The sequence below is a fragment of the Microbacterium sp. ZOR0019 genome (assembly GCF_000800925.1).
Taxonomy (GTDB): Bacteria; Actinomycetota; Actinomycetes; order Actinomycetales; family Microbacteriaceae; genus Microbacterium; species Microbacterium aurugineum.
In genome coordinates this window covers 109,210-135,865 of sequence record NZ_JRKC01000009.1, presented here as the reverse complement: position 1 = coordinate 135,865, position 26,656 = coordinate 109,210, and the positions used below count along the sequence as shown (strand labels likewise).

Sequence of the window (26,656 nt, the reverse complement as noted above, 5' to 3'; positions counted from 1 at the left end):
GCGCTCCCGCTACTTCTCGGCGGACTCGGCAACGCGCAGATCGAGGGGCACATCGATCGGGAAGGAACCGAAGAGCCGGGTCGTCGCGACGGATGCGGCCTCCCGGACGGCCTCGGCCGCGGAATCAGCATGCTCCTGCGGGACGTGCAGGAGCACCTCGTCGTGCAGGAAGAAGGCGAGGTGCGGCACCCGCGCGAACGGACCGGAGGCCGCCGCTGCCGTGAACACCTCCGGGATCTGCTGCAGGCGATGACGGATCTCGGCGAGCCAGATGAGCGACCATTCCGCGGCGGTCCCCTGCACCACGAAGTTGCGCGTGAACCGTCCCCAATCACGGGCCCTGCGCCGGGCGAGCGCCACCACCGCCGGCTCGGCATCGGCGCCCGTCGCCTCCGACTGGAGACGCATCCACTCCGTCGACGGTCGAGGCGACGATCGGCCGAGCCATGTGGACACGATTCCGCCGTCCTCGCCTGTTCGTGCCGCCGCATCGACCAAGGCCATCGCGCGCGGGTACACCTTGCGCAAACGCGGCACCAACCGCCCGCTGTCACCCGTCGTGGCGCCGTACATCGCGCCCAGCACCGCGTACTTCGCCTCCTCCCGCGTCGCGACCGCACCGGAGTCGACGACGCCGGCGTAGAGGTCGCTCCCCCGCGCCGCGAGCGCCATCGCCTCGTCCGAAGCCATCGCGGCGAGCATGCGGGGCTCCAGTTGCGCCACGTCGGCGACGACCAGGGTCCATCCGGGATCGGCCCGCACCGCGGGACGAAGGCTGCGCGGCAGCTGCAGCGCTCCCCCGCCGGCCGACGCCCATCGTCCGGTGACCACGCCCCCGGGGATGTACACCGGACGGAACCGCCCGTCATGCACCCACTCGGCGAGCCAGGCCCAGCCATTGGCGCTCAGGAGCCGGGACAACTTCTTGTACGCGAGCAGCGGTTCGACGACCGGGTGATCGTGTTCGGCGAGCTCCCACCGACTCGTGGACTCGACCTGCACCCCCACGCGGTGCAACGCGCGGAGCAGCTTCTGCTGGCTGTCGAGGTGAAGGGATGCGTCCCCCAAGAGGTCTCGCACGCGATCACCGAGCTCGACCATCCGGCTCGGCACACCTCCGGCGACGGGACGGGTGCCCAGGGTCTCGGTCAGGATCGCATCGTGCACGTCCTCATCCCAGGGCAGGCCCGCGACCCGCATCTCCTCCGCGATGAGACCGCCCGCCGACTCCGCGGCGCACAGCAGAGTGAGGCGTCCGTCCGGCGCGCCAGCGATCACCCGGCGCTGCGCACGGTATTGATCGAGCATCGAGGCGATCGGATCGTCGCCTCGCTCATCGTCGAACACATCGAACAGCGAGGGCAACGCCACGGTGGGCTCGCGACGCTCCCATTCCGGGGAGGACGGCAGCGGAGTCTCCACCGAGGACGTGTCCCGGAGGATCGCGTGGCAGAGCACCAGATCATGACTGCGCGCGATCCGCACCCCGTCGGCGAGCAGAAGCGCGTACGTCTCCACGGCCGAACGCATGATCCATCGCGGAGCGTCGGCGGCCTCGACGGACCGCACCCACGTCGCGAGATCGTCTGAGCGCAGTGGCGTGCGGCTCTGCTCTTCGTCGTCGGCATCGAGCTCGATGGCGACGTGGTCCTGCGGCCCCAGCGAGATCAGCGCGATCCGCCGTTCGACGCCCGACGCCGGCACCGTCATGAGCGGTGCGTGCGGGCACCGCTCATGCGAGCCCGGACTCCTCGGTACGAACCAGGATGCAGCCGCACTCGGGGCACGACACGACGAGGTCGTCCGCCGCACGACGGATGTCGTTCAGGTCGGTGCTGGGGAGCAGGATGCGGCAGCCTTCACACGTCCCGCGGGTGAGCAACGCCGCGCCCGCACTGTTCGCTGCGCGGCGCGAGTACTCGGCGAGCAACTGCGGCGGCACGCTCTCGGCGACAGCCGCACGGTCGCGGGCGAGCTGACTCCCCAGATCGGTCGCCGCCGCGACGTCGGCCTTCGCCTGGGCCGTGAGCGACGTGCCCTCCGCCGTCGTCGTCTCCAGCAGCGCCTGCTGCGCGGCGACGGAGGCCTCCGCCTCTTCGAGTCGTCCCATCACGTCGAGCTGCGCGTCTTCGAGATCGCTCTGCCGCTTGGCGAGGCTCGCCAGTTCGTGCTCGAGGGCCTGTGCGTCCTTCGGGTTCGTGGCCGTGGCGAGGCGCTCGGCGTCGCGGTTCCGACGCGCCGCGACGACCGCGACGTCGGATTCGAGCCGTGTGAGTTCGGTGCGCACGTCATCGCGGGCACCGGTGAGAGCGGTCAGCTCACGGAGCTGTTCCTGACGGATGGCGACGAGTTCGGTGATGCGGCCCGCCTGACTCGGCTTCGTTCGTGCACGCTCTGCCTGCGCGATGCGCCGATCCAGGTCGGCGATGTCGAGCAGGGTGCGCTGGTTCTCGGGGCTGGCGTTCACGCTCTCAAATCTAGTCGCTACAGCGACATCCGCCCATCAGCGGACGTCTCCGTCGACGTAGAGCCACTGTCGGTCCTCGCGCACGAAGCGGCTGCGCTCGTGCAAGGAACCGCGCTCCGCGCCCTGGCGCCAGAAGGCCTCGAACTCCACGACGCCCTCCCGATCGAACGGACCACCCGCCCCGCGATCCAGGACGATCAGACGCCGCCAGTGCAGCTCCGGGTCGAACTCGATGGCCTGGGGCCTCGTCGTCGGGTGCCAGGTCCGCAACAGATGCGCGGCATCGCCGAGGCGGAACGCGGTGTAGCGGGAGCGCATGAGACGCTCCGCGGTCGGGGCCGGTGCGCCTCGCAGCAACGGTGCGCAGCACCGTCCGAACACGTCACCGGAGGAGCACGGGCACCGCGACGACTCGACAGCCGAAGCGTCATCCAGCGCCGTGTCCGCGTCCTTTGTCATCCCTCCAGCGTACGCTCGGGAGAAACGCCCAGAAGGAGAATCGTGACCACTCGACCCGTCGTCCCCTCGTTCACCGCGCACAACGGCTTCGCCCTTCCGGCCATCGGCCTCGGCACCTATCGACTGAACGGCGATAGCGGAGCGGATGCCGTCGCCGGGGGCATCGGGGCGGGCTACCGGCTCATCGACACGGCTTTCAACTACGAGAATGAGGGCTCGGTCGGCAGGGGGGTCGCCGCCGCAGAGGTGGATCGCTCGGAGATCGTCGTCACGACGAAGCTCCCCGGCCGCCACCACCCGTCCGAGAGAGCGCGCGACAGCATCGAGGAGAGCCGCTCGCGCCTGGGACTCGACGTGACCGACCTGCACCTCATCCACTGGCCGAACCCCAGCCAGGACGAGTACGTCCAAGCGTGGGCCGCGCTGGTCGATGCGCAGTCCCGCGGCGTCGTGCGGCAGATCGGCGTCTCGAACTTCCTCCCGGAACATCTGGAGCGCATCGAAGCTGAGACCGGTGTCCGTCCGGTCGTCAACCAGATCGAGGTGCACCCCTACTTCCCGCAGGAGGAGCAACTCGCGTACCACCGGGAAAAGGGCATTCTCACGGAAGCGTGGAGCCCGCTGGGTCGCGCGAAGGCGCTGCTCGACGAGGCGGTGATCCGCGAGGTCGCATCGGCGCACGGGATCTCTCCCGCGCAGACCGTGCTCGCCTGGCACGTCGCACGAGGGACGGTGTCCATTCCGAAGGCGTCGTCCCTGGAGCACCAGGTCGCGAACCTCGCTGCCGCAGACATCGTACTCGACGAGGGCGAGGTCACGGCCATCACCGCGCTCGGTCGTCCGGACGGACGTCTGTTCGACGCGGATCCGCGGACTCACGAGGAGTCCTGACCCGGGTATCGCGTCAGACCCGCTGCGCGCCCAGCACACGGAGGGGCCCGCGGTGACTACGATCGGGTCGTCGCCGCGCTGAACGCCACCGATCCGCACGGGCGCTGATCCGATGCGGGGTGTCGGTCGCGCGCCGCCACCCCACTCACGGGCGCAGAGACGCCGCTGCCGCCGTCAATGCATCCGCGGACTGCCGCAGAAGCGCCAACTCGTGGTCGGAGAACGACGTGTTGCGGATCGGGACTGCTCCGGTCGCACTCACGATCGACGGCACCGAAAGGGCCACTCCGTCGAGACCGTGGAAGTCGCGCAACACCGTGCTGACGGGCATGACCGCGTGCTCGTCGTGGAGGATCGCCTCAACGATACGCGCACTCGACAGACCGATCGCGTAGTTGGTCGCTCCCTTGCCGAGGATGACCTTGTAGGCGGCGTCGCGCACATCCACGGCGATCTCCTGCAACTCCTCGAGCGTGAACCGGGGGTGTCCCGGCGTCTCCCACTCGAGGATCGGCACGGTGCCGATGGTCGCCCGCGACCACAACGGGAACTCCGTGTCACCGTGCTCGCCGACGATATGGGCATGGACGCTGGCGGTGGACACCCCTGCACGCTCAGCCAGTTTCCATCGCAGCCGGGAGGTGTCGAGCACCGTGCCCGACGCGAAGATCCGCTCCGGCGGGAGTCCGGTCTCCTCCTGAGCGATCACGGTGAGCACGTCGCACGGGTTGGTGACGATCACATACACCGCGTTCGGTGCGACGTCGAGCAGTTCGGGCATCATGCGGCGGATGATGCCCGCGTTGACCTCAGCGAGCTCGATCCGGGTCTGCCCCGGCTTCTGCTTTGCTCCCGCCGTGATCACGACGACATGCGAGCCGGCGGCGACCGAGATGTCGCTGCCACCGACGATGTCGCTCGAACCCGTGAACTGTGTTCCGTGCGCGAGGTCGAGGACCTCGGCTTCGACCTTCTCGGTGGCGATGTCGTAGAGCGCGACATGACGCGCAGATCCGCGGATCAGTGCGGCGTAGGCGACGCTGGATCCCACGCTTCCCGCGCCGACGACCGTGAGCTTCGAGTTCTCGATGATCTCCATGCGCTCAGTCTCGCAGTGCAGTGCGCCTCTCCGGCAGGGGGAAAGCCGTCGGAAATGCTCACAGCGCGGCGGCGACCGCCTGAGCGACCGTCGGATGAGCGAACTCGAAGCCCCCGCGCTCCAGAACCCGCGGCCGCACATCGGCGTCCGGAAGGAGCAGCGAGTCCGCTGCGTCGCCGAGAGCGAGGCGCAGAGCCCAGGCCGGCGCGGGGAGCCAGAACGGTCTGTGCATGCGCGCAGCGAGCTCCCGGCCGATGTCGTTCGCAGACGCGGGGGTCGGCCCCGTGAGGTTGACCGGTCCGGCGATCTTCGTGTCCAGGACGTGCCGGATCCCCCTCACCTCATCGTCGAGCGAGATCCAGGGCCAGACCTGGGTTCCGCGTCCGAGAGGACCGGAGACGCCGAAGCGGGTCAGCTGGATGAGCGGCTTGAGCACTCCGCGACGATGGATCACGGGGGCGGTGCGGAGCAGCGCGACCCTGGTGTGGTCCTCGGCGCGTCGAGCCTCGGCCTCCCAGCGCACGGTCAGATCGGCGAGAAAGGTCTCACCGGCTGCGGACTCCTCCGTGAGGACTTCGCCGGGAGCGGACCCGTAGTAGCCGACCGCGGACGCCGAGACCAGTGCCGGCGCATCCGAGCGCAGAGCACGCAGGGCCGTCGTCATGGTGCGGGTCGTCTGCAATCGCGAATCGACGAGTTCCGCGCGGTAGCGACGCGTCCAGGGCAGACGGCCGACGCTGGCGCCGCCGAGAGCGACGACCGCTTCCGCACCGGCGAGCACGTCCGGATCGAGCGGACGCTCCCCCGGTGCCCATTGCGCCTCACCCGCTCCGTGCGGTGCACGACGGACCAGAACGGTGACGTCGATCCCGTCGGCGCGCAGAGAGGAGACGAGGGCTGAACCGATCAGGCCCGAGGCCCCGCTCACGACGATGCGTCGCGCCATGTGCTGCAGCTTCCTGTCCGTCGGTCGTCGAATCGTATGGTTCACCCAGCGTACGCGCCGTCCCGGCGATGCCCCTAGCCGAGGTCAGTCGGCGCGACGGTAGTGCAGGGCTATCGCACCGCTACGGAACGGTGTCGACGAGACCAGCGTCAGGCGTCGAGTCGCGGAGAGTCCCCGCTCGTACAGCGTGGGACCGTGGCCCGCGATCCGCGGATGCACCAGGAACCGGTACTCGTCGATCAGGTCCAACCGGTCGAGTTCGGTCGCGAGCCTGCCGCTCCCCAGGAGGACCCCGTCGCGCGTCTCGTCCTTGAGCCTCTGCACTCCGGCGCGCAGATCGCCGTGGATCCGGTGGCTGTTCGTCCACGGGAAGTCCTGGCGTGTGGCGGAGACCACGTACTTGGGTGTGGCTTCCAGGGCGACAGCCCAGTCGCGCAGCGCCGGCGGGGCGTCCGTCTCTCCTCGCGCGACGGCGGGCCAGGCATCCTCCATCATCTCGTAGGTGGTGCGCCCCCAGAGCATCGCGCCGGATTCTTCGAGGAGACGGGTGTAATAGGCGTGTGTCTCGTCGTCGGCGATGCCCACTTCGTGATCGATGCAGCCGTCGAGGGTGACGTTGATGCTGAAGGTCAGGAGTCCCATGCCGGGAGCCTAGGTCCGTGGCCGCGTGACCGCCAGAGTCCGCAGGCGTGCGGTGGGCATCGCCGGGAGACGACTCACTCGCTCCCGTCGGGGTGAGCCTTGTCGATCGAACGCGAGCTCGAGGCGTACTCGCGCACGCGGTCGGTGATGTAGGAGACCACGGTTCCCGATGTGATGCCGATGATGACGATGCCGCCCAGCATCAGGAGCACGGCGAAGAACCGCCCCGCGACGGTCACGGGGTACATGTCGCCGTAGCCGACCGTCGTGAGTGTCACGAACGCCCACCACACGGCATCGCCGAAGCTGTCGATGGTCGCATCCGGCGCGGACCGTTCCACGCTCAGCGTCGAGAGAGCGAGGAAGTACACGAAGGTCACCGAGTACGCGGCGGAGTAGATGATCAGCTCGGTCCTGACCACGCTGCCGGTACGGGCATGGAAGAACGGCAGTTGACGAGTGAGGTCGACCACGCGCACGGCGCGGAACACCGGAAGCAGGACCGCGAGGAGTTCCACGGGGTGACGCACGACATAACGCCACCTGGTGCCCTTCCGAGTGAGGCATACGCGGACGATGTAGTCCGCGGCGAACACGAACCACGTCAGGATCGTCGCGTTGCCCGCGACCGCCCGCACGAGCGGCGGCAGATCGGGAGCGATGACGAAGACGGAGAAGCCGACGATGAAGATGACTCCGGCGAACACGAGCGGCACACGCGCGAAGCGATCCCAGCGATCGAAAGACGAACGTGACGAATCCATGCGCCCATCTAACACGAGGGCCGCGTACGAGGTGGGCCCTGCCGGGATCGAACCGACGACATCCACGGTGTAAACGTGGCGCTCTACCAGCTGAGCTAAAGGCCCTGGTGCCGTCAGTCTATCGGGAGGCCGATGCGCACCCGTGTCGTGGAAGAGGGATAGGCTGAATCCGGCGCGCGTTGTGCACAGCTGACAAGGCTGCCCGTGTCGCTTCCCGTTTCCTTGGCATGACCTGCCAGCTTGACGAAAGGTTCCCCCGTGACCGTGCACGACCAGGATCCGTACTCCCAGGGCCCCCTCGACAGCGATCCGGAGGAGACCGGCGAGTGGCAGCAGTCCCTCGATGAGCTGGTGGATGCCAAGGGCCACGGCCGCGGCCGCGAGATCATGCTCAGCCTGCTCAAGCGTTCCAAGGAACTGCACCTGGGCGTGCCGATGGTCCCGACGACGGACTACATCAACACGATTGCCCCGGAGAACGAGCCCGAGTTCCCGGGTGACGAAGAGGTCGAGCGCCGCTATCGGGCCTGGATCCGCTGGAACGCTGCGATCACGGTGCACCGCGCACAGCGCCCCGGCATCGGCGTCGGCGGTCACATCTCGACGTATGCCTCCTCGGCCGCCCTCTACGAGGTCGGCTTCAACCACTTCTTCAAGGGCGCCGACAACCCCGGCGGGGCCGACCAGATCTTCATCCAGGGTCATGCCTCCCCCGGCACCTACGCACGGTCGTTCCTCGAGGGACGCCTGAGCGAGGACCAGCTCGACGGTTTCCGTCAGGAGAAGTCGCACGCACCGTACGGCATCCCCTCCTACCCGCATCCGCGTCTGATGCCGGAGTACTGGCAGTTCCCGACCGTGTCGATGGGCCTCGGCCCCATCAATGCGATCTACCAGGCGATGTCGAACAAGTACCTCGAGAATCGCGGCATCAAGGACACCTCCCAGTCGCACGTCTGGGCGTTCCTCGGCGACGGTGAGATGGACGAGGTCGAGAGCCGCGGTCAGCTCCAGGTGGCAGCGAACGAGGGACTCGACAACCTGACTTTCGTCGTGAACTGCAACCTGCAGCGTCTCGACGGTCCGGTGCGCGGCAACGGCAAGATCGTCCAGGAGCTCGAGTCGTTCTTCCGCGGCGCGGGCTGGAACGTCATCAAGGTCGTCTGGGGCCGCGAGTGGGACGATCTGCTCGCCCGCGACACCGAGGGTGCGCTGCTCAACCTGATGAACGTCACCCCCGACGGCGACTACCAGACCTACAAGGCCGAGTCCGGCGCGTACATCCGCGAGCACTTCTTCGGACGCGACGAGCGTGCCGCCGCCCTCGTCAAGGACTACTCCGACGACGACATCTGGAACCTGAAGCGCGGAGGCCACGACTACCGCAAGGTCTACGCCGCGTTCAAGGCCGCGACCGAGCACAAGGGCAAGCCCACCGTCATCCTCGCGAAGACCGTCAAGGGCTACGGCCTCGGTCCGCACTTCGAGGGCCGCAACGCGACCCACCAGATGAAGAAGATGACGCTGGACAACCTCAAGACGTTCCGCGACGCGATGCACATCCCGATCACGGACGCGCAGCTCGAGGAGAACCCCTACCTGCCGCCCTACTACAACCCGGGGCCCCAGGACGAGACGATCCAGTACATGCTCGAGCGCCGTCAGGCTCTCGGCGGATTCCTCCCCGAGCGCCGGTCGACCCATGTGGGTCTCTCGTTGCCGGACGACGCCGCGTACGCGCTTCCCAAGAAGGGCTCCGGCACGCAGGAGATCGCCACGACCATGGCTTTCGTCCGTCTGCTGAAGGATCTCCTCCGCACGAAGGACTTCGGCCACCGCATCGTGCCGATCATCCCCGACGAGGCACGCACGTTCGGTATGGACGCGTACTTCCCGACCGCGAAGATCTACAACCCGAACGGCCAGCACTACACCTCGGTCGACCGCGAGCTGCTCCTCGCCTACAAGGAGAGCCCGCAGGGGCAGATCGTGCACGTCGGCATCAACGAGGCGGGCGCGGTCGCGGCATTCACGGCTGCGGGAACCTCGTACGCCACCCACGGCGAGCCGCTCATCCCGATCTACATCTTCTACTCGATGTTCGGCTTCCAGCGCACGGGCGACGCCCAGTGGGCGGCGGGCGACCAGATGGCCCGCGGGTTCATCATGGGCGCGACGGCGGGTCGCACCACCCTCACGGGTGAAGGCCTGCAACACGCCGACGGTCACTCGCACCTGCTGGCCGCCACCAACCCGGCGACGCTCTCGTACGACCCGGCCTACGGCTACGAGATCGCCCACATCGTGCGATCCGGCATCGACCGCATGTACGGCGGCGAGCACGAGGACCCGAACGTGATGTACTACATCACGCTCTACAACGAGCCCCTCGTGCAGCCGGCTGAGCCGGAGAACGTGGACGTGGACGGCATCGTGCGAGGCATCCACCGCGTGTCGGTCGGCGAGGGCGACGGCCCCCGCGCCCAGCTCTTCGCGTCGGGCGTCGGCCTGCCGTGGGCGCTCGAGGCGCAGGAACTCCTGAAGAACGACTGGGGTGTGATCGCCGATGTCTGGTCGGTCACCTCCTGGACCGAGCTGCGTCGTGACGGCCTCGCCGCCGACGAGCACAACTTCCTGCACCCCGAGGCCGAGCCGCGCACCGCGTACCTCACCGAGAAGCTGCAGGGTGCCGAGGGTCCGGTCGTCGCCGTGAGCGACTTCATGCACGCCGTGCAGGATCAGATCCGCCCGTGGGTTCCGAACCGCTTCGCCACGCTCGGCGCCGACGGCTTCGGTTTCTCCGACACCCGTGCCGCCGCACGACGGTTCTTCAAGATCGACGGACCGTCCATCGTGGTCCGGACGCTGCAGTCGCTCGCCGAAGAGGGTACGGTCGACCGTTCGCTCGCGGCACAGGCGATCCAGAAGTACAGCCTGCACGACGTGAACGCGGGAACCAGCGGCAACGCGGGCGGCGAAAGCTGAGCCCTCGGTGACAGGATCCTCTCCTTCCGGCATGGACAAGGCCGCGACGCTCACCTGGCTGCGCCGGATCTCCGGTGACATCGCCTCGGTGACGATCAAGCGCCTGGAGGACACCCTTCCGTGGTACGCCGACATGCCACCAGCCCGCCGCTCCGCGGTCGGGCTGGTGGCCCAGGCGGGCATCACGTCGTTCATCCAGTGGTACGAGGATCCGACCTCCACCCCGTGGATCGCGGCCGACATCTTCGCCGCCGCTCCCCGGGAGCTGTTGCGCAGCGTCAGCCTCCAGCAGACGCTGCAACTCATCCGCGTGACGGTGGAAGTCACCGAGGAGCGCGTCGCCGGGCGCGGGAACGACCTGCGCGAGGCGATCCTGCTCTACTCCCGCGATGTCGCGTTCGCTGCGGCCGACGTGTATGCCAGGGCCGCGGAGGCCCGAGGTCTCTGGGACGCACGTCTCGAGGCCCTCGTCGTCGACTCGATCCTCACCGGAGAGGCCGACGAAGAGCTTCCGAGCCGCATCGCGGCGCTCGGGTGGCACGGTCACGGCGAGGTCGCTGTCCTCGTCGGTACGACACCGCCGCAGTTCGACGTGGACCTGGTCCGCCGAACCGCCAGGAAGCTCGCCGTCGATGTCCTCATCGGCGTGCAGGGATCCCGTCTCGTACTCGTCCTCGGACGCGCACGCGTGGACGGTCAGGAGAACGAGGAGGAGGAACTCGGGTTCCAGGAGATCGCCTCCCGCCTCGAGCCGTCCTTCGGGCCGGGCTACGTCGTCCTCGGACCCCCCGTGGCCGCACTCGTCGATGCGAGCCAGAGCGCTCGGGCCGCCCTCGCCGGGTTCGCGGTCGCGCGTGCCTGGCGCGGTGCTCCACGCCCCGTCGAAGCCGATGATCTGCTGCCTGAGCGGGCGCTCGCCGGAGATCCGCTCGCGAAGCAGACCCTGATCGAGCGGATCTTCCGTCCCCTGCAGGCGCATTCGACCGATCTGGTCACCACGCTCTGGAGCTACCTCGACAACGGACGCTCCCTCGAGGCGACGGCGCGCGAGCTCTTCGTGCACCCCAACACCGTGCGCTATCGCCTCAAGCGCGTGAGCGAAGTCATCGGTTGGGACGCCACGGGGCCCCGCGAGGCGCTCATCCTGCAGACCGCCCTCATCCTCGGATCCATCGGCGCCGCCGAGCAGGTGCGCAAGCGGGCGCCGCTGCGACGCCCGCAGCGCTGAGTCCGTCCGCCGCCGTTCTGTACGCCACACACAAGGGTTTTTCGGAATCTTGTGATGGATCATCCACCGCTCTGCCGCAATCGTTGGCAGACTGGGTGGGTGATTGTCGTCGTATGCCCTGGTCAGGGCTCGCAGACCCCCGGTTTCCTCGCTCCTTGGCTCGAGCTCGACGGAGCGGCCGAAAGCCTCGCCGCGTACTCGGACGCCGCGGAGGTCGATCTTCGCGAACACGGCACGGTGTCCGACGCCGACACGATCCGCGACACGCGTATCGCGCAGCCGCTGATCGTCGCGGCTTCGCTGATCGCCGGTGACGCACTGGTCCAGCGAGCGGGCCGACGCGCCGACGGCATCGCCGGACACTCCGTCGGTGAGATCGCCGCTCTCGTCGGCAGCAACGTCATCGACGCCGACACCGGGATGCGCCTCGTCGGCATCCGGGGCCGCGCGATGGCCGACGCCGCAGCGCAGGAGCAGACTGGCATGAGCGCTGTGCTCGGCGGCGATGAAGAAGCCCTCCTGGCGCGACTCGCCGAACTCCACCTCTCCCCCGCGAACTACAACGGCGGCGGCCAGATCGTGGTCGCCGGCGCGCTTCCCGCTCTCGCCGCTCTCGCCGAGGAACCGCTCAAGGGAACCCGCGTGGTTCCGCTGCAGGTCGCCGGCGCGTTCCATACCCGGTACATGGCCTCCGCGGTCTCCGTCCTCCGTGACGCGGTCGCCGACGTCACCCCCGCGAATCCCGACATCACGCTCTGGACCAACCGTGACGGTTCTGCCGTCACAGATGGCACCCAGGCGCTGAGCTTCCTGGTCGACCAGGTCTCGTCGCCGGTGCGCTGGGACCTCTGCATGACATCCTTCGCAGACGCCGGCGTCACCGGTGTCATCGAGCTCGCGCCCGCCGGTGCGCTGGTCGGCCTCGCCAAGCGCGGCCTCCGAGGCGTGCCGACGGTCGCCGTGAAGACCCCCGAAGACCTCGATGCAGCCGTCGCGCTGCTGAACGGAGAAGCCGCATGAGCCCCACCCTCGCCCAGGTGACCGGACCGGCATACACGCGTATCTACTCCTACGGCGCCGCCCGCGGCGAGAACGCCGTGCCGAACGAAGATCTGATCGGCCCGATCGACTCCAGCGACGAGTGGATCCGCCAGCGCACCGGCATCATCACCCGCGTCCGCGCCGACAAGAACACGGATGCGATCGACCTCGCTGCGGCGGCGGCATCCGAAGCCATCGAGAAGTCGGGCGTGCCGGCCGATCAGGTCGACCTGGTCATCGTTGCGACCATCAGCAACCCGAAGCAGACCCCTTCCGTCTCGGCCATCGTCGCCGACCGCGTGGGCGCGAACCCCGCCGCGGCGTACGACATCAATGCCGCCTGCGCCGGCTACGCCTACGCGATCGCCCAGGCCGATGCACTGATCAAGGCCGGCGCCGCGCGCTACGCCCTGGTGATCGGCACCGAGAAGCTGTCCGACGTCGTCGACCCGTCCGATCGCAGCATCTCCTTCCTCCTCGGCGATGGTGCGGGCGCCGCGCTCCTCGGTCCGAGCGACACGCCGGGGATCGCACCCGCCGTCTGGGGTTCCGACGGCTCGAAGGCCGATGCCGTGGGCATGAATGCCACGCTCACGGACTTCCGCGACGGTGTCGCGTCCTGGCCGACACTCCGTCAGGAAGGGCAGACCGTCTTCCGCTGGGCGGTGTGGGAGATGGCCAAGGTCGCCCGAGAGGCGCTCGACAAGGCGGGTGTGGAGCCCACCGATATCGCCGCGTTCATCCCGCACCAGGCCAACATGCGCATCATCGACGAGTTCGCCAAGCAGCTGAAGCTCCCCGAGTCGACGGTGATCGCCCGCGACATCGAGACCACGGGCAACACCTCGGCCGCGTCGATCCCGCTCGCGAGCCACCGGCTGATGGCCGAGCACCCCGAGCTCTCGGGCGGGCTCGCCCTGCAGATCGGGTTCGGAGCAGGACTGGTGTTCGCCGCGCAGGTCGTCGTCCTTCCCTGAGAATGCGCTGACCTTCTCTAGACTGTTCCACGGTTCCGAATACAACCCGTAAGAAAGAGGAAGACCACATGGCTTTCACCAACGATGAGGTCCTCGCGGGCCTCGCAGAGCTCATCACCGACGAGACCGGCATCAACGCCTCCGAGGTCGCCCTGGAGAAGTCGTTCACCGACGACCTCGACATCGACTCCATCTCGATGATGACGATCGTCGTCAACGCCGAAGAGAAGTTCGGTGTCACGATCCCCGACGACGAGGTCAAGAACCTCAAGACCGTCGGCGACGCCGTCAACTTCATCGTCGCGGGCCAGGAGTAATCCCGGCAGGATGCCACCCCCGCACCTCGCGGGGAGTGGCATCCTCCGCCTTGCCCTCTCACCCGTTCGACTTCGTTTCGACAAGGAACCACACCCCATGACCAAGCGCATCGTCGTCACCGGCATCGGCGCCACCTCCGCCATCGGCGGAACGGCCCCGGAGAACTGGACGAACCTGCTGTCCGGCATGTCCGGCACCCGCACGCTCGAACACGACTGGGTCCAGCAGTACGAGCTGCCCGTCACCTTCGCCGCCGAGGCGATCGTCCGCCCGGAAGAGGTTCTCCCCCGCCATGAGGCGAAGCGCCTCGACCCGTCCTCGCAGTTCGCCCTGATCGCAGCACGCGAGGCGTGGGCGGATGCGGGCACCCCCGAGGTCGCCCCCGAGCGCCTCGGTATCGACTTCGCCACCGGCATCGGCGGACTCTGGACTCTCCTCGACGCCTGGGACACGCTGCGCGAGAAGGGACCCCGTCGGGTCATGCCGCTCACGGTCCCGATGCTCATGCCCAATGCGGCCGCTGGCAACCTCTCCCTGCAGTTCGAGGCCCGCGCCTACGCGCAGACCGTCGTCAGCGCGTGCGCCTCGAGCACCGAATCGATCATCCACGCGTACCACCATCTGCAGGACGGCCTCGCCGACGTCGTGATCGCCGGCGGTACCGAATCCGCGATCCACCCGATCACGATGGCTTCCTTCGCTTCGGCGCAGGCGCTGTCGCGTCGGAACGACGACCCGGCCCACGCTTCCCGCCCCGGCGCGATCGACCGTGACGGCTTCGTCATGGGCGAGGGCGCCGCCGCGCTGATCCTCGAGACCGAAGAGCACGCCAAGGCTCGCGGCGCCAAGATCTACGGCTACGTTCTGGGCGGCGGAGTCACCGCCGACGCGTACCACATCACCGGCAACGACCCCGAGGGCAACGGCGCAGCCCGTGCCGTCACGCAGGCGCTCGAAGAGGCCGGCATCACCGCTGATCAGGTCACGCACATCAACGCGCACGCGACGTCCACCCCGGTCGGCGACCCCAACGAGTACGTCGCGCTCAAGAAGGTCTTCGGAGACCGGATCGATGAGATCCCCGTCGCCGCCACGAAGGCCTCCACGGGACACCTGCTCGGCGGCACCGGCGCACTGGAGGCCATCTTCTCGATCCTCGCGCTCCGCGACCGTGTCGCACCCCCGACGATCAACATGACCGAGCCGGACCCCGCCGTGCCGTTCCGCCTCTCGGGCGCACCCACGGCGCTCGGCGAGGGTCCGCAGATCGCCATCAGCAACTCGTTCGGCTTCGGCGGACACAACGCGGTCCTCGTGGTCGCCAGCGCCGACTGACACCACCGTGCAGCGAGAGGCCCTCCGGGATTCCGGAGGGCCTCTCTTCACATATGCATGAGAATCCGACGGATGTCTGGCCTCCTCCTGGCGATCGGTCATGCAGGCGTGCGCGGATCATGCACGTGTCGAGCGCGCTTCGGTCCGGAAGCCGCAGGACGGATGCGGAAGACCCGGGACGGATGCGGAAGACCCGGGACGGAGGTGGATGCTTCTCAGGCTGGGCGCAGTGTTCCGAGTCGCCGCGAACGGGCCTCACGCCATCGGGTGAGATACGGGAGGAAGACGCCGATCAACGGGCCGACACCGAACGCGAAGAGCACCGTACCGACGCCCACAGGGCCTCCGAGGATGAAGCCGATCACCAGGACGCTGCCCTCGATCAGGGTGCGCACCACCCAGACGGCCCATCCGGTGCGCCGAACCAGACCGGTCATCAGCCCATCACGCGGACCGGGACCGAAGTCCGCGGCGATGTAGAGGCCGGTCGCGAAGGCCAACAGCACCAGCCCGAAGACGAACATCGGCGCCCCGATCCAGACGGAGGGAGGCTGCGGGATCAGGAGCAGCGCGAGATCAGCGCTGGGCCCGACCAGGAGCGCGTTCAACACGGTTCCGAGGCCCACACGCTGACGCAGCGGGATCCACAGCAACAGGACGACGACCGAGACGATCACGGTCATGGCGCCGTAGCCGACACCCGTCTGGCCGGCCAGTCCGAGCGCCAGGACGTCCCACGGCGCCACCCCGATGCCGCCGCGCACCATGAACCCGAGCGCGACGCCGTAGAGGAACAGGCCGAACACGAGCTGCAGGAGACGCTCGACGAGGTCCCTGCGGGAGGACGCCTGGATGGGGAGCAGCACGGCACGGAGGAGCATGATTCCGCTCTGGCTCCCGCATACAGCGCGATGCCGAGGCCACTGGCGACAAGTGGCCCGCCGATACGAGTCCAGTTTGCGCCATGCTGGACTCATGGGATCACGACTCGTCGAACAGCTCGGGGCGCACAACGTGGCCGGTGCCGCCGCGAGCGTGCTGGCCGATCGCATCCGCGCCTTGGTCCTCGACGGCCGGTTGACCGTCGGCGAACGCCTGCCCAGCGAACGCGCCCTCGCGCGGGAACTGCGTCGGTCTCGCTCGACCATCACCCGCGCCTACAGCCTGCTGGAGGATGACGGCTACGTCACCCGGCTGCACGGGGGCAGCACGCGCGTCGCCCTCCCCCACGATCACGCAGCCCCCGGCCTCGACGCTGACGACACGGCCATCGACCTCTCCATCGCCTCCATGGACTCCACCCCCGGGTTGTACGACGCCACCGTGCGGTCGCTCCCGCGGCTGGCCGCACTGCGCGGCACGAGCGGGTACTCGCTGCAAGGACTGCCGGAACTCCGAGACGCGGTCGCGCAGCGGTTCCGTGAGCGCGGAGCCCCGACATCCGCGGAGGAGATCATCATCACCTCCGGGGCGCTCAACGCGGTCAACCTGATCCTCACGGCGATCGGCCGACGGGGCGAGAGAGCTCTCGTCGAGCAACCGACCTTCCCCCACGCGCTCGAGGCTCTGCACCGCCACGGGTACCGACTGGTCCCCACGCCGGTCGACGTGGAGGGGTGGGATACACGGCACCTCAACGAGACGCTGCTCAGCACGCGTCCTCACGTCGCCTATCTGATCCCCGACTTCCACAATCCGACCGGGGCCACCCTGCCGGACGAGGACCGCCAGCGGATCGTGACGACCTCGCGCAACGTGGGTACGCATCTGATCGTCGACGAGACGACCACGGAGTTGGACATCGACCGAGGGTGGGCGCCCACGCCGATGGCCGCGAGCGGGCCCAACGTCATCACCGTCGGATCGATGTCCAAGATCGCCTGGGGAGGAATGCGGATCGGATGGATCCGTGCCGAACGCTCCGTCGTCGCGCGGCTGCTCGCGGTACGGCCTTCCTTCGAACTCGGTACCGCACTGCTGGAGCAGTGCATCGCGATCGAGCTGCTCACGGAGATGCCCGCCCTCACCTCGCACGTGGGCCGACGTCTGCGCGCAGGACGCGCCGCCGTCGAAGCCGGCGTCGCCGGGATCCCCGGCTGGCACATGCCTCGCACACCGGGTGGGCTCTCAGCCTGGGTCGACATCGGCGGTCCGCTCTCCACCGCGCTGTCACTGGCCGCGCGTGAACGGCAGCTCATCCTGCCGCCTGGCCCACGTTTCACCACCGGTGGCGTCCTGGAACGACGGTTGCGTCTGCCCATCACCCTCCCGCCCGACCGCACAGCGGAGGCGATGACGCGGTTGGCCCTGGCCTGGGAAGACGTGCGCAAGGGCACCGCATCCCGTGCCGACGAACTCGAGCACGCCGCCGTGATCTGATCCGGACGACGAGGACCCCGCCTCGTCTCCGGGGCGGGGTCCTCATCGTGCGGGGTGGGGATACGTCTTCTCAGCGTCCGGGATGATTCACCGGCATCCGATACTCACGCCTCCCCGCTCCCGGTCTCTGGAGTCGGGACTACCCGACCTTGTGAAGCCAGACGACCCTGGCGTCGTCGCTGGCGTGCCTGAAGGGCTCGAGCTCCTCGTCCCACGCGGACCCGAGGGCGATGTCGAGTTCGCGCTGCAGTTCCACCGCGCTGCCCGCGGCGATCTCCATCGCGTAGCGGATCCGGTCTTCACCGATGACGATGTTCCCGGCCGCATCGGTCTGTGCGTAGTGGATGCCGAGGTCGGGCGTGTGCAACCAGCGTCCGCCGTCGCTGCGCGGTGTCGGGTCCTCGGTGACCTCGAAGCGGAGGTGCTCCCAGCCGCGGATCGAGGTGGCGAGGGCAGCTCCGGTGCCGACCGGACCGTCCCAGTAGAACTCGGCGCGTCGCGCGCCGTTCAGCACGGGCTGCTCGGTCCAATCGAAGTTCACTGCACGCCCGATAGCACGACCCACCGCCCATTCGAGGTGCGGGCAGAGCGCGCGAGGCGCAGAGTGGATGAACACCACTCCGCGTGCGTAAGCCGTCGCCATGATCTCTCCGTTTCATCAGGTGCGTCTTCCCCAACGACCTGAACCACGAAGTGGCGAGAATATGCGGTTGTGCGCCCATTCTCGCCGAGTTCAGCCGAAATCACAAGCATGTCATTCATGACGAAGGCCCCGGTCACCGGGACCGGGGCCTTCGGACCGCAGTCGGTCCGGAGTCTGACGAGATCAGGCCTCGCTCATGGCCTGCTTCACCTGCTGGCCCTTCGCGGCATAGTAGGCCGCGCGAGCGGCGTCCTTGCGAGCCTGCTCGGCGTACCCGAACTCGAGCGTCTCCTGGTCGACCTCGTAGTTGGGCACGTCGTCGGTGCCGTGGTACTTCTCGATGTAGGCGTCGAGCTCGGGGCCCGAGGTCCACGACGTGATGAGGCAGTAGCGCGGCTCGGTGCCGTTGTGCGTCGCCGCGTGCCACAGGCGCTGCGTGTCGACGATGAGCTGCGCGCCGGCCGGGAGCGCGATGCGGTACTCGATGCTCGGGTCCGTGCGGTTCTCGCGCAGGACGAAGTAGCTGTCCTTGTCATCGGTCAGGTTGAAGAACCCGCGCACGACCCAGCCGGTGCCGTCGGGGTTCAGACGGTTGTTGTCGTCCTGGTGGAGGTTGTAGAGGCAGTCGCCGTACGGGGTCGGCTGCAGCTCGATGACGCGGCAGCGTCCGACGTTGGCGCCCGGCTCCTGCGCGCGACGCGTCAGGTTCGGGGCCTTCTCGGTCTGCGAGTCGATCCAGACGCCGTCCTTGTCGGTGCGCGGCGGCTTGTGGTTCCAGAAACCGTTGCACTCGATGTCACCGAAAGCGCTCGCGAGCGGAGCGAAGCGGGTGTCACCCGACGACTTCCAGTCGTTGTACTCGATGTCGAGCCACTCCTTGGGGTCGAGCTCCTGGTTGTAGCTGTCGAGGACGACGAATCCCTTGTCTTCGAGGGCAGCGGACTTGATGTAACCCATGATCGAGTCATGTTCCTTTCATCGGGGGCCAGCACGTTTTAACAGGCCCTGATAAGGCAAGCCTAACAGCGAAGCCTGCGCCCCCTTCGGAGGTCGGCCGTGCATAACCGAATAGACTGATCGGGGTGCCCGGCGAAGTCTCGGCACCCGTCGCTACGGGAGGACGAGACACCAGCATGAGCACCGCGACCAACGTCGAGGCGACAGCAGTCAACACGATCGAATGGCTCGCGGCGGACACGTCCACGATCGTGGTGCCGGTGTACCAGCGCCAGTACCGGTGGGACATCGGCGGCTGCGAACGGCTCCTCTCCGACATCCGTGCCGTCGCGCGCGAAGACGACGCACACCGCCACTTCCTCGGGTCGATCCTCTCCGCGCAGGACGGCGCATCGACGGAGTCCGACCTCATCCTCATCGACGGACAGCAGCGCATCACGACGCTCATGCTTCTCGTGGCGGCCCTGCACCATGCCATCCGCGACACCGACCCCGTGCTGGCGTCGTCGCTCGAGCGCGTCCTGGTCCGCTCCGATGACCCAGGACGCACGAAGCTGCGCCCCCACGACGCCTGGGCCGAGCTCTACGAATCCGTCGTGCTCGACCGTCGCGACGACGCGGATCGCGAGTCGCGCTTCGACGACAACTACGCGTTCTTCCGCAGCCAGATCCACGTGGATGAGGTCCCCCTGATCTGGCGCGGGCTGCAGCGGCTCGAGCACGTGTCGATCACTCTCGGCGCCCGAGCGAACGCGCAGCAGATCTTCGAGAGCCTGAACTCGACCGGCGAGCCTCTGCGCGATCACGAGCTCATCCACAACTACATCCTGATGGGCCTCAGCCACGCGGAACAGGTCGACGTCGAAGCCCGCTTCTGGGTGCCGATCGAGCACCACACGGGAGAGTCGATCGGCGCGTTCTGGCGGCACTACCTCGTCCTCGTGACGGGGCGTGAGGTCGCAGCGAACGGTGAGCACGGCGTGTACAGCGCCTTCCGGCAGTCCTTCCCCCGTGTCGACGTCGCGCATCTCCAGGCCGACGCCGAGGAGTGGCGACACCATGCAGAGATCTACGGCGTCCTGCTCGACCCGACGCGCGAGCCGGATCCGGAGATCGCCCGGCAGCTGCGTCAGGTCACGACCTTCGGCCGCGCCTCCGCCCCGTTGGTGATGAGCGCCTACAGCGACCACCTCCGCGGTCGCATCGACCGCGCCGAACTCATCGAGACCCTGGAGTGGCTTCAGGCGCTGTATCTCCGTCGGGCACTGGTCAACCTGCCGTCCGAACGTCTCATCGCTCGCCTCTGCCGCGCGCGCCGCGACGGCCGCGACGCACTCGCACGCGCGTTCGCCCGCATCACTCCGTCGGACGAGCGCGTGAGCGCAGTTCTGAAGTACAGCGAACTCCCCCACCCCGCCTATGTCCTGGGACGTGTGGAAGGCGTCGACGACCTCGACGCGTACGACATCGAGCACATCGTGCCGACCGTTCCGGGAGACGCCTGGTCCGGCGACGGTGAGCGCCCGTGGAGCGAATACACCGAGGACGAGCAGAACAGCCACCGGGCGCTCGCGCCGACCCTCGGCAATCTGACTCTTCTCGAGCAGCCGTTGGCGGAACGGGTGTTCGGTGCTTCCTTCCCGATCAAGCGTGTCGAGGCCTACGCCCGAAGCTCCGTGCCTGCGACGCGTGACCTCGCTGAGATCCCCTCCTGGGGCACGGCGGCCATCACCCAGCGCACCGTCGCCCTCACCTCCGAGCTGATCCGCATCTGGGCGCGCCCCGCCCTCCCGGAGATCGACGACGACGGGCTCACACCGATCCTGGACGCCGTGCGGCGTCGCGGATGGCCCACCGGATGGGAGCGCGAGTTCGACTATGTCGAGTACCGCGGTGAGCGCTGGGAGGTCCCCGACGTCAAGTACCTGTTCAACCGGGTCTTCCGTCGCGCCTGGACCGACACGAGGGAGGCAGCCCTGGCCTATTGCGCGGCACACGGCGGGCCGATCTACCAGGACATGGCCTGGAAGGGCCAGTGGGACCAGCTCGACGAGGGCCACTTCCTCTACATGGGCTGGGACTCCAACTACATGATGACCGCTGTGCAGGGCGTGCTCGAGGAGTCGGGCATCGCCTCAGAGGTCTTCGTCAAGTACTCCTACATCGGGAACGTGATGTGACCATGAGCACCACCGTCCGCCAGCTGCTCGACCTCACCATCGAGGACCACACCCTCACCGTCCCCCTGGTCTGGGACGACGCCTCCGACCCCCGCACGATCGAGGTGTTCGCCCGCGTGGTCTCCCGCGCCGGCGGAGAGTCGCTCCCGTATCTGGTCTTCCTCCAGGGAGGCCCGGGCCATGAGGCGCCGCGTCCGTTCCATTCCTCGACCGCGCCCGCGTGGCTCGACGGCGCACTCGCGCACTATCGGGTGGTGCTCCTCGACCAGCGAGGTACCGGACGCTCGACCCCGGTCGGAGATCACGACCTGGAACGCGGTACGGACGCCGTGGCGGAGCACCTCACCCACCTGCGCGCGGATGCGATCGTGCGCGACTGCGAGGCCGTGCGGGAGCACCTGGGTGCCACCACCTGGAGCGTGCTCGGACAGTCGTTCGGCGGCTTCACCACCCTCGCGTACCTCTCCACCGACGCCTCTTCGCTCGACGACGTGTTCATCACCGGTGGCCTCAGCGCCGTCGGGCGCCACCCGGACGACGTGTATGCGCTCTGCTACGACAAGATGCGCGACGCCTCGGAGCGCTACTACCGCCGCTTCCCCGAGCATCGCGACGTGATGCGGCGCCTCGTCGAACGTGCGGATGCCGGAGACATCGTCCTGCCCGATGGAGAAGTCGTCTCACGCTCGCGGCTGCGGTCGCTGGGATCCGCTCTCGGCACCGACGACGGCTGGCAGACGGTGTGGTCGATTCTGGAACGTGACCCGTCCTCAAACGCCTTCCGGTACGACCTGATGCACGCGATGCCCTTCGATGGCCGCAACCCGCTCTACTTCGCCTTTCACGAGTCGAGCTACGCCGACGGACACGCCACGCGGTGGTCGGCTGAACGCACCGAGCCCTCCGACTTCCGCGACGACCCGACGTTGTTCACGGGCGAGCACATCCGTCGCGAGTGGACCGAGACGGTGCCCGCTTTCCGGCCGTGGCGCGACGTCGCCCTCGCGCTCGCGGAGCACGAGTGGCCGAGCATCTACGACGCAGACGCGATCGCCACATCCGGAGCGACGGGCGCCGCCGCGGTCTACGTCAACGACGTCTACGTCCCGATGGAGTTCTCCCTCGAGACGGCACGCCTGCTTCCCGACGTCACGCTGTGGGTGACGAGCGAACACGAGCACAACGGACTCCGCTCCGGGCCGGTACTGTCGCGCCTGATCGACCTGGCCCACGGACGCCGTCTGCGCTGAGCGACTCCTCCCCCTCGGGGCGGATGCCCTCGTTCCCGCTGCCGTCTACCCTGGAGGGCATGGAAGAGGGTGTGGGCGTGCTCGTCACGGTCGGCGTGCTGCTGCTCCTGCTTTCCGCCGTCATCGTCGCCATCGCGTTCGGCTTCTCGCGGATACCGATCGAGAAGAAGTACGAATCCGGCGGAGGGGGCCTCGGCGGCGCGTTCGATGCCGTCTGGTCGCCGTCTGCGCACGAGGCGGGTATCGAGCGCGACCGTCAGACGCAGCGGACCGCCCCGGCCCCATCCCCGGGCGATCCTCCGGACACGATCGACGACGGCCGGATCCGGCTCGACATCTGACGACCGGATCCGACGCACACGTCCGAGCACGAAGAAGGCCCCACGCTCCGAGGAGCATGGGGCCTTCGTCGTGGCAGTCGTTACTTGGACGAGCCGCCGAAGCCCTTGAAGCGCTGGTTGAACTTCTCGACGCGACCAGCCGAGTCCATGATGCGCTGCTTGCCCGTGTAGAACGGGTGCGATGCCGAGGAGATCTCGACGTCGATCACCGGGTACTCCACGCCGTCCAGCTCGATGGTCTTGTCGCTGGTGACGGTCGAACGGGTGAGGAACGTCTCGCCCGAGCCGAGGTCGCGGAACACGACTGCCTGGTAGTCGGGGTGAATGTCAGTCTTCATGGGATTCCTTAGTTGCTGCCCTGGATTGTGCCAGGGACGAGGGAAGTCTGCGGTGCAGAGAGCACCAAGGGTCGATTCTATCAGACGCTGGTCACGCAGCTGCGCGGGCGGCGTAGCGGCCGTCTTCGCTGCTGAGCACGATGGGCATGCCGAACGCCTCGGTCAGGGTCTCGGCCGTGAGCGTCTCGCCGATGGGGCCCGCCGCGACGACGGAACCCTCACGGATCAGCATCACGTGGGTGAAGCCCACGGGGATCTCCTCCACATGGTGCGTGACCATGAGCATCGCCGGGGTGGTCGGCGACGATGCGTATCCGCTGAGCAGCGCCAGAAGCTCCTCCCGCGAACCGAGGTCGAGGGACGCCGTCGGCTCGTCGAGCAGCAGGAGCTCCGGGTCGGTCATCACCGCACGCGCGATCTGCACGCGCTTCTGTTCTCCGTCGCTCAGAGTTCCGAAGGTGCGGTCGGCCAGGTGGTCGAGACGCCAGTCGCCGAGAACGCGGAGGGCCCGACGCTCGTCGATGTCCTCGTAGTTCTCGTTCCAGCGGCCGAGCACCGAGTACGCAGCGGTGAGCACGGTGTTGAGGACCGTCTCGTCACGAGGGACACGCTTGGCCATCGCCGACGACGCGAATCCGATGCGCGGACGCACCTCGAACACGTCGGTGCGCCCCAGGGTCTCCCCGAGCACGGTCACGGTTCCCGACGTCGGGTGCATGAGCGTGTCGGCGAGCTGCAGCAGCGTCGTCTTGCCCGCGCCGTTCGGGCCGAGGATCACCCATCGCTGATCGTCGTCGACCTCCCAGGTCACGTGATCGATGATGTTGCGCCCCTCACGGCGCACGACGACGTCGGTGAATTCCAGAGCACTCGGCATGGTCCCAGCCTATCGGCTCAGGGCGTCAGCTCCGCGTAGAGCGCGCGCGTCGTCTCCGCGATCGATGCCCAGCTGAAGTCGCTGCGTGCACGCTCCCTCCCGGCCTCGCCGTAGGCCCGCGCCCGCTCCGGATCCATGGCCACCTCGGTGAGCACAGCGGCGAGATCCGCGACGAAGCGGTCCGGGTCGACCGGCGTGCCGGTACCGTCCTGCACCTGATCGATCGGCACGAGCCGACCCGTGCGCCCATCCGCGACCACCTCGGGGATACCCCCGGTCGCGGTGCCGACGACGGCTGCTCCACAGGCCATCGCTTCGAGATTCACGATGCCCAGAGGCTCGTACACCGAGGGGCACACGAACGTCGTGGCAGCGGTGAGAATCGCGGAGAGCTCATCGCGCGGCAGCATCCGCTCGATCCAGATCACTCCGTCGCGACTCTGTTGGAGCATCCGCACCCCCTCCTGCACCTCCGCCATGATCTCCGGAGTGTCCGGGGCCCCGGCGCACAGCACGAGCTGGACCTCAGGCGGGAGCAGCTGCGCGGCCCGGAGCAGATACGGCAACCCCTTCTGCCGAGTGATGCGCCCGACGAAGACCACGGACGGTCGCGAGGGATCCATCCCGATCGATCGAAGGAACGCCTCGTCCTGCACCGGCCGCCAGCGTTCGACATCGATGCCGTTGTGGATCACGCGCACTTTCGCGGGATCCACCTGGGGGTAGCTGCGCAGGATGTCCTCCCGCATGCCGGCGCTCACGGCGATCACGGCGGCGGCGTTCTCGTAGGCGAGGCGTTCGACGCCGCTGGAGATGGCGTAGCCCCCTCCGAGCTGTTCGGCCTTCCACGGGCGCAGGGGCTCGAGGCTGTGGGCGGTGAGCACGTGCGGGATGCCGTGCAGCTGAGAGGCGAGATGACCGGCGAAGTTCGCGTACCAGGTATGGCTGTGCACAAGGTCGGCGTCGGTGATCGCTGACACGATCTCGAGGTCCGTCCCCAGCGTCTGCAGCGCAGCGTTGGCATCAGTGAGCTCGACAGGCGTGCGATAGGCGAACGTACCCGCTTCTTCGCGCGGCTCGCCGAACGCACGCACCCGCACATCGACGTGCTCGCGGAGCGCAGCGACCAGTTCCGCGACGTGCACGCCGGCACCGCCGTAGACCGCGGGCGGGTACTCCTTCGTGATCATTTCGACTCGCATGTCTGAACGCTAGTACAGCAGCCGTGAACGCATCTATGGTGGAGCCATGTCCGCTCCAAAGAAGGTTTTCGGGATCATCCTCGCCGGCGGCGAGGGCAAGCGACTCATGCCTCTCACCGCGGATCGCGCGAAACCGGCGGTGCCGTTCGGCGGACAGTACAGACTCATCGACTTCGCGATCTCGAACCTCATCAATTCCGGTCTGCGACAGATCGTCGTGCTGACGCAGTACAAGTCCCACAGCCTCGATCGCCACATCTCGCAGACCTGGCGCATGTCGGCCCTCCTCGACTCCTACGTCGCCTCGGTCCCCGCGCAGCAGCGCCTCGGCAAGCGCTGGTTCTCCGGCTCCGCCGACGCGATCCTGCAGAGCATGAACCTGATCAACGACGAGAAGCCCGACATCGTCGTGGTCATCGGCGCCGACCACGTGTACCGGATGGACTTCCGGCAGATGCTCGAGGCCCATGTCGCTTCCGGGGCGAAGGCGACTGTCGCGGGTATCCGCCAGCCGCTCGCCCTCGCCTCGCAGTTCGGCGTGATCGATGCGGACGCGGAGTCGGGCAGGATCAAGCAGTTCCTCGAGAAGCCGACCGACATCGCCGGTCTCGAGGACTCGCCGCACGAGGTGCTCGCCTCGATGGGCAACTACATCTTCGATGCCGATGCGCTCATCGCGGCCGTCGAGGCCGACGGTGAATCACCCACCTCGGGCCACGACATGGGCGGCGACATCGTCCCCTACTTCGTCGACCGGGGCGAGGCCGGGTACTACGACATGAAACAGAACGAGGTTCCCGGTTCCTCCCCGCGTGACCGCTCGTACTGGCGCGATGTCGGAACCATCGACTCCTTCTTCGACGCGCACCGTGACCTGATCTCGACGCTGCCCGTGTTCAACCTCTACAACATGGAGTGGCCCATCCACTCGCAGGCGGTCAATTCGCCTCCGGCGAAGTTCGTGCGCGACTCCGTCGGGCGGATCGGCAACGCGATCGACTCGATCGTGTCGCTCGGATCCGTGCTCTCGGGGACCCATCTCGAACGCAGCGTCGTCGGACCGTGGACGCTCGCCGGTGGTGGGTCGACCATCACCGACTCGGTCGTGTTCGACCACGTCCAGGTGGGTCAAGGAGCCCGCGTGCATCGTGCGATCCTCGACAAGAACGTGGTGCTGGCCGACGGCGCGACGGTGGGCGTGGATCGGGAGCGCGACCTCGCTCGTGGCTTCACGGTGACGGAATCAGGCATCACGGTGGTCGGCAAGGGCGTCTTCATCGAACGCTGAAGACGTCACGCGGCGCGTCGACCCACCGGGTGATGGATAGGCTCGACGA

General features: G+C 68.0%; 25 protein-coding genes and 1 tRNA gene. 12 read left to right on the top strand and 14 right to left on the bottom strand.

Annotation, left to right across the window (positions count from 1 at the left end; genetic code table 11):
* Positions 1–9 precede the first annotated feature (9 nt).
* From L978_RS02920 to L978_RS02910, 3 genes are read right to left on the bottom strand one after another with little or no spacing between them, the layout of a single operon-like run.
* A complete protein-coding gene (locus tag L978_RS02920; RefSeq protein WP_047520076.1) occupies positions 10–1,710 on the bottom strand; it encodes a bifunctional 3'-5' exonuclease/DNA polymerase in 1,701 nt (566 codons plus the stop codon).
* Between the two features lie 22 nt (positions 1,711–1,732).
* Positions 1,733–2,467, bottom strand: a complete 735-nt coding sequence (locus L978_RS02915; RefSeq protein ID WP_047520074.1) for a zinc ribbon domain-containing protein — start codon at positions 2,465–2,467, stop codon at positions 1,733–1,735.
* A 36-nt stretch (positions 2,468–2,503) separates the two neighbouring features.
* Positions 2,504–2,926, bottom strand: coding sequence for a YchJ family protein (locus L978_RS02910; protein WP_052193287.1), 423 nt, complete (start codon positions 2,924–2,926; stop codon positions 2,504–2,506).
* Between the two features lie 42 nt (positions 2,927–2,968).
* Between L978_RS02910 and L978_RS02905 the strand changes: the two genes are divergently transcribed.
* The gene (locus L978_RS02905) at positions 2,969–3,817 is read left to right on the top strand and encodes an aldo/keto reductase (protein ID WP_081996898.1); all 849 of its coding nucleotides are present in this window, start codon (positions 2,969–2,971) and stop codon (positions 3,815–3,817) included.
* A gap of 145 nt (positions 3,818–3,962) precedes the next feature.
* Here L978_RS02905 and L978_RS02900 read toward each other — a convergent pair whose 3' ends face one another.
* From L978_RS02900 to L978_RS02880, 5 genes are all read right to left on the bottom strand, one after another.
* Positions 3,963–4,916 (bottom strand): L-lactate dehydrogenase, encoded by a 954-nt coding sequence (locus tag L978_RS02900; protein ID WP_047520072.1) that lies wholly within the window; start codon positions 4,914–4,916, stop codon positions 3,963–3,965.
* A 58-nt stretch (positions 4,917–4,974) separates the two neighbouring features.
* On the bottom strand, positions 4,975–5,862 hold the full coding sequence (locus L978_RS02895) for a TIGR01777 family oxidoreductase (RefSeq protein WP_047520070.1): 888 nt from the start codon (positions 5,860–5,862) through the stop codon (positions 4,975–4,977).
* An 84-nt stretch (positions 5,863–5,946) separates the two neighbouring features.
* Positions 5,947–6,504, bottom strand: coding sequence for a dihydrofolate reductase family protein (locus L978_RS02890; RefSeq protein ID WP_047520068.1), 558 nt, complete (start codon positions 6,502–6,504; stop codon positions 5,947–5,949).
* A 74-nt stretch (positions 6,505–6,578) separates the two neighbouring features.
* Complete coding sequence (locus L978_RS02885; protein ID WP_052193281.1) at positions 6,579–7,268, bottom strand: potassium channel family protein; 690 nt, start codon at positions 7,266–7,268, stop codon at positions 6,579–6,581.
* 32 nt (positions 7,269–7,300) lie between these two features.
* Positions 7,301–7,373, bottom strand: a tRNA-Val gene (locus tag L978_RS02880).
* Positions 7,374–7,526: 153 nt separating this feature from the next.
* Between L978_RS02880 and aceE the strand changes: the two genes are divergently transcribed.
* The 6 genes from aceE (at position 7,527) to L978_RS02850 (ending at position 15,152) form a co-directional block, all read left to right on the top strand.
* Entirely contained in the window at positions 7,527–10,253 is a 2,727-nt protein-coding gene (aceE, locus tag L978_RS02875) for a pyruvate dehydrogenase (acetyl-transferring), homodimeric type (protein ID WP_047520066.1), read from the top strand.
* A 31-nt stretch (positions 10,254–10,284) separates the two neighbouring features.
* A complete protein-coding gene (locus tag L978_RS02870; protein ID WP_047520064.1) occupies positions 10,285–11,481 on the top strand; it encodes a PucR family transcriptional regulator in 1,197 nt (398 codons plus the stop codon).
* Positions 11,482–11,580: 99 nt separating this feature from the next.
* On the top strand, positions 11,581–12,501 hold the full coding sequence (locus L978_RS02865) for an ACP S-malonyltransferase (protein ID WP_047520062.1): 921 nt from the start codon (positions 11,581–11,583) through the stop codon (positions 12,499–12,501).
* Entirely contained in the window at positions 12,498–13,499 is a 1,002-nt protein-coding gene (locus L978_RS02860) for a beta-ketoacyl-ACP synthase III (RefSeq protein WP_047520059.1), read from the top strand. Before L978_RS02865 ends, L978_RS02860 begins: the two co-directional genes overlap by 4 nt.
* A gap of 68 nt (positions 13,500–13,567) precedes the next feature.
* The gene (locus L978_RS02855; protein ID WP_017202249.1) at positions 13,568–13,816 is read left to right on the top strand and encodes an acyl carrier protein; all 249 of its coding nucleotides are present in this window, start codon (positions 13,568–13,570) and stop codon (positions 13,814–13,816) included.
* Positions 13,817–13,913: 97 nt separating this feature from the next.
* Positions 13,914–15,152, top strand: a complete 1,239-nt coding sequence (locus L978_RS02850; protein WP_047520057.1) for a beta-ketoacyl-[acyl-carrier-protein] synthase family protein — start codon at positions 13,914–13,916, stop codon at positions 15,150–15,152.
* A gap of 215 nt (positions 15,153–15,367) precedes the next feature.
* Here the strand turns inward: L978_RS02850 and yczE are convergent, their stop codons facing one another.
* Positions 15,368–16,033 (bottom strand): membrane protein YczE, encoded by a 666-nt coding sequence (gene yczE / locus L978_RS02845; protein WP_052193280.1) that lies wholly within the window; start codon positions 16,031–16,033, stop codon positions 15,368–15,370.
* 94 nt (positions 16,034–16,127) lie between these two features.
* Here yczE and yczR point away from each other — a divergent pair, with 94 nt between their 5' ends.
* The gene (yczR, locus tag L978_RS02840; protein WP_047520055.1) at positions 16,128–17,531 is read left to right on the top strand and encodes a MocR-like transcription factor YczR; all 1,404 of its coding nucleotides are present in this window, start codon (positions 16,128–16,130) and stop codon (positions 17,529–17,531) included.
* A 139-nt stretch (positions 17,532–17,670) separates the two neighbouring features.
* On the opposite strand, the gene L978_RS02835 is transcribed toward yczR, so the two are convergent.
* Together L978_RS02835 and L978_RS02830 are read right to left on the bottom strand one after the other, a co-directional pair.
* Positions 17,671–18,174, bottom strand: a complete 504-nt coding sequence (locus tag L978_RS02835; RefSeq protein WP_028501717.1) for a DUF3145 domain-containing protein — start codon at positions 18,172–18,174, stop codon at positions 17,671–17,673.
* Between the two features lie 183 nt (positions 18,175–18,357).
* A complete protein-coding gene (locus tag L978_RS02830; RefSeq protein WP_047520053.1) occupies positions 18,358–19,131 on the bottom strand; it encodes a hypothetical protein in 774 nt (257 codons plus the stop codon).
* 176 nt (positions 19,132–19,307) lie between these two features.
* Between L978_RS02830 and L978_RS02825 the strand changes: the two genes are divergently transcribed.
* The 3 genes from L978_RS02825 to L978_RS02815 are packed head-to-tail and all read left to right on the top strand — an operon-like array spanning position 19,308 to position 22,902.
* A complete protein-coding gene (locus L978_RS02825) occupies positions 19,308–21,311 on the top strand; it encodes a DUF262 domain-containing protein (protein ID WP_047520051.1) in 2,004 nt (667 codons plus the stop codon).
* A 2-nt stretch (positions 21,312–21,313) separates the two neighbouring features.
* Positions 21,314–22,561 carry an alpha/beta fold hydrolase gene (locus L978_RS02820; RefSeq protein ID WP_047520049.1) on the top strand — a complete coding sequence of 416 codons (1,248 nt, stop codon included), beginning with the start codon at positions 21,314–21,316 and terminating at the stop codon, positions 22,559–22,561.
* Positions 22,562–22,620: 59 nt separating this feature from the next.
* Positions 22,621–22,902 (top strand): hypothetical protein, encoded by a 282-nt coding sequence (locus tag L978_RS02815; protein WP_047520047.1) that lies wholly within the window; start codon positions 22,621–22,623, stop codon positions 22,900–22,902.
* Between the two features lie 80 nt (positions 22,903–22,982).
* Here L978_RS02815 and L978_RS02810 read toward each other — a convergent pair whose 3' ends face one another.
* The 3 genes from L978_RS02810 to glgA form a co-directional block, all read right to left on the bottom strand.
* Positions 22,983–23,240 carry a type B 50S ribosomal protein L31 gene (locus L978_RS02810; protein WP_047520045.1) on the bottom strand — a complete coding sequence of 86 codons (258 nt, stop codon included), beginning with the start codon at positions 23,238–23,240 and terminating at the stop codon, positions 22,983–22,985.
* A gap of 91 nt (positions 23,241–23,331) precedes the next feature.
* Positions 23,332–24,117 carry an ABC transporter ATP-binding protein gene (locus tag L978_RS02805; protein ID WP_047520043.1) on the bottom strand — a complete coding sequence of 262 codons (786 nt, stop codon included), beginning with the start codon at positions 24,115–24,117 and terminating at the stop codon, positions 23,332–23,334.
* 17 nt (positions 24,118–24,134) lie between these two features.
* The gene (gene glgA, locus L978_RS02800) at positions 24,135–25,319 is read right to left on the bottom strand and encodes a glycogen synthase (protein WP_047520041.1); all 1,185 of its coding nucleotides are present in this window, start codon (positions 25,317–25,319) and stop codon (positions 24,135–24,137) included.
* 46 nt (positions 25,320–25,365) lie between these two features.
* Between glgA and L978_RS02795 the strand changes: the two genes are divergently transcribed.
* A complete protein-coding gene (locus L978_RS02795; protein ID WP_047520039.1) occupies positions 25,366–26,607 on the top strand; it encodes a glucose-1-phosphate adenylyltransferase in 1,242 nt (413 codons plus the stop codon).
* Positions 26,608–26,656 lie beyond the last annotated feature (49 nt).

Excerpts from the sequence above, each read along its gene's own strand:
- L978_RS02920 (WP_047520076.1), bottom strand. The coding sequence starts at position 1,710 with ATGACGGTGCCGGCGTCGGGCGTCGAACGGCGGATCGCGCTGATCTCG.
- L978_RS02910 (WP_052193287.1), bottom strand. The coding sequence starts at position 2,926 with ATGACAAAGGACGCGGACACGGCGCTGGATGACGCTTCGGCTGTCGAG.
- L978_RS02900 (WP_047520072.1), bottom strand. The coding sequence starts at position 4,916 with ATGGAGATCATCGAGAACTCGAAGCTCACGGTCGTCGGCGCGGGAAGC.
- L978_RS02895 (WP_047520070.1), bottom strand. The coding sequence starts at position 5,862 with ATGGCGCGACGCATCGTCGTGAGCGGGGCCTCGGGCCTGATCGGTTCA.
- L978_RS02890 (WP_047520068.1), bottom strand. The coding sequence starts at position 6,504 with ATGGGACTCCTGACCTTCAGCATCAACGTCACCCTCGACGGCTGCATC.
- L978_RS02885 (WP_052193281.1), bottom strand. The coding sequence starts at position 7,268 with ATGGATTCGTCACGTTCGTCTTTCGATCGCTGGGATCGCTTCGCGCGT.
- L978_RS02870 (WP_047520064.1), top strand. The coding sequence starts at position 10,285 with ATGGACAAGGCCGCGACGCTCACCTGGCTGCGCCGGATCTCCGGTGAC.
- L978_RS02860 (WP_047520059.1), top strand. The coding sequence starts at position 12,498 with ATGAGCCCCACCCTCGCCCAGGTGACCGGACCGGCATACACGCGTATC.
- L978_RS02855 (WP_017202249.1), top strand. The coding sequence starts at position 13,568 with ATGGCTTTCACCAACGATGAGGTCCTCGCGGGCCTCGCAGAGCTCATC.
- L978_RS02850 (WP_047520057.1), top strand. The coding sequence starts at position 13,914 with ATGACCAAGCGCATCGTCGTCACCGGCATCGGCGCCACCTCCGCCATC.
- yczE (WP_052193280.1), bottom strand. The coding sequence starts at position 16,033 with ATGCTCCTCCGTGCCGTGCTGCTCCCCATCCAGGCGTCCTCCCGCAGG.
- yczR (WP_047520055.1), top strand. The coding sequence starts at position 16,128 with ATGGGATCACGACTCGTCGAACAGCTCGGGGCGCACAACGTGGCCGGT.
- L978_RS02835 (WP_028501717.1), bottom strand. The coding sequence starts at position 18,174 with ATGGCGACGGCTTACGCACGCGGAGTGGTGTTCATCCACTCTGCGCCT.
- L978_RS02830 (WP_047520053.1), bottom strand. The coding sequence starts at position 19,131 with ATGGGTTACATCAAGTCCGCTGCCCTCGAAGACAAGGGATTCGTCGTC.
- L978_RS02825 (WP_047520051.1), top strand. The coding sequence starts at position 19,308 with ATGAGCACCGCGACCAACGTCGAGGCGACAGCAGTCAACACGATCGAA.
- L978_RS02820 (WP_047520049.1), top strand. The coding sequence starts at position 21,314 with ATGAGCACCACCGTCCGCCAGCTGCTCGACCTCACCATCGAGGACCAC.
- L978_RS02815 (WP_047520047.1), top strand. The coding sequence starts at position 22,621 with ATGGAAGAGGGTGTGGGCGTGCTCGTCACGGTCGGCGTGCTGCTGCTC.
- L978_RS02810 (WP_047520045.1), bottom strand. The coding sequence starts at position 23,240 with ATGAAGACTGACATTCACCCCGACTACCAGGCAGTCGTGTTCCGCGAC.
- L978_RS02805 (WP_047520043.1), bottom strand. The coding sequence starts at position 24,117 with ATGCCGAGTGCTCTGGAATTCACCGACGTCGTCGTGCGCCGTGAGGGG.
- glgA (WP_047520041.1), bottom strand. The coding sequence starts at position 25,319 with ATGCGAGTCGAAATGATCACGAAGGAGTACCCGCCCGCGGTCTACGGC.
- L978_RS02795 (WP_047520039.1), top strand. The coding sequence starts at position 25,366 with ATGTCCGCTCCAAAGAAGGTTTTCGGGATCATCCTCGCCGGCGGCGAG.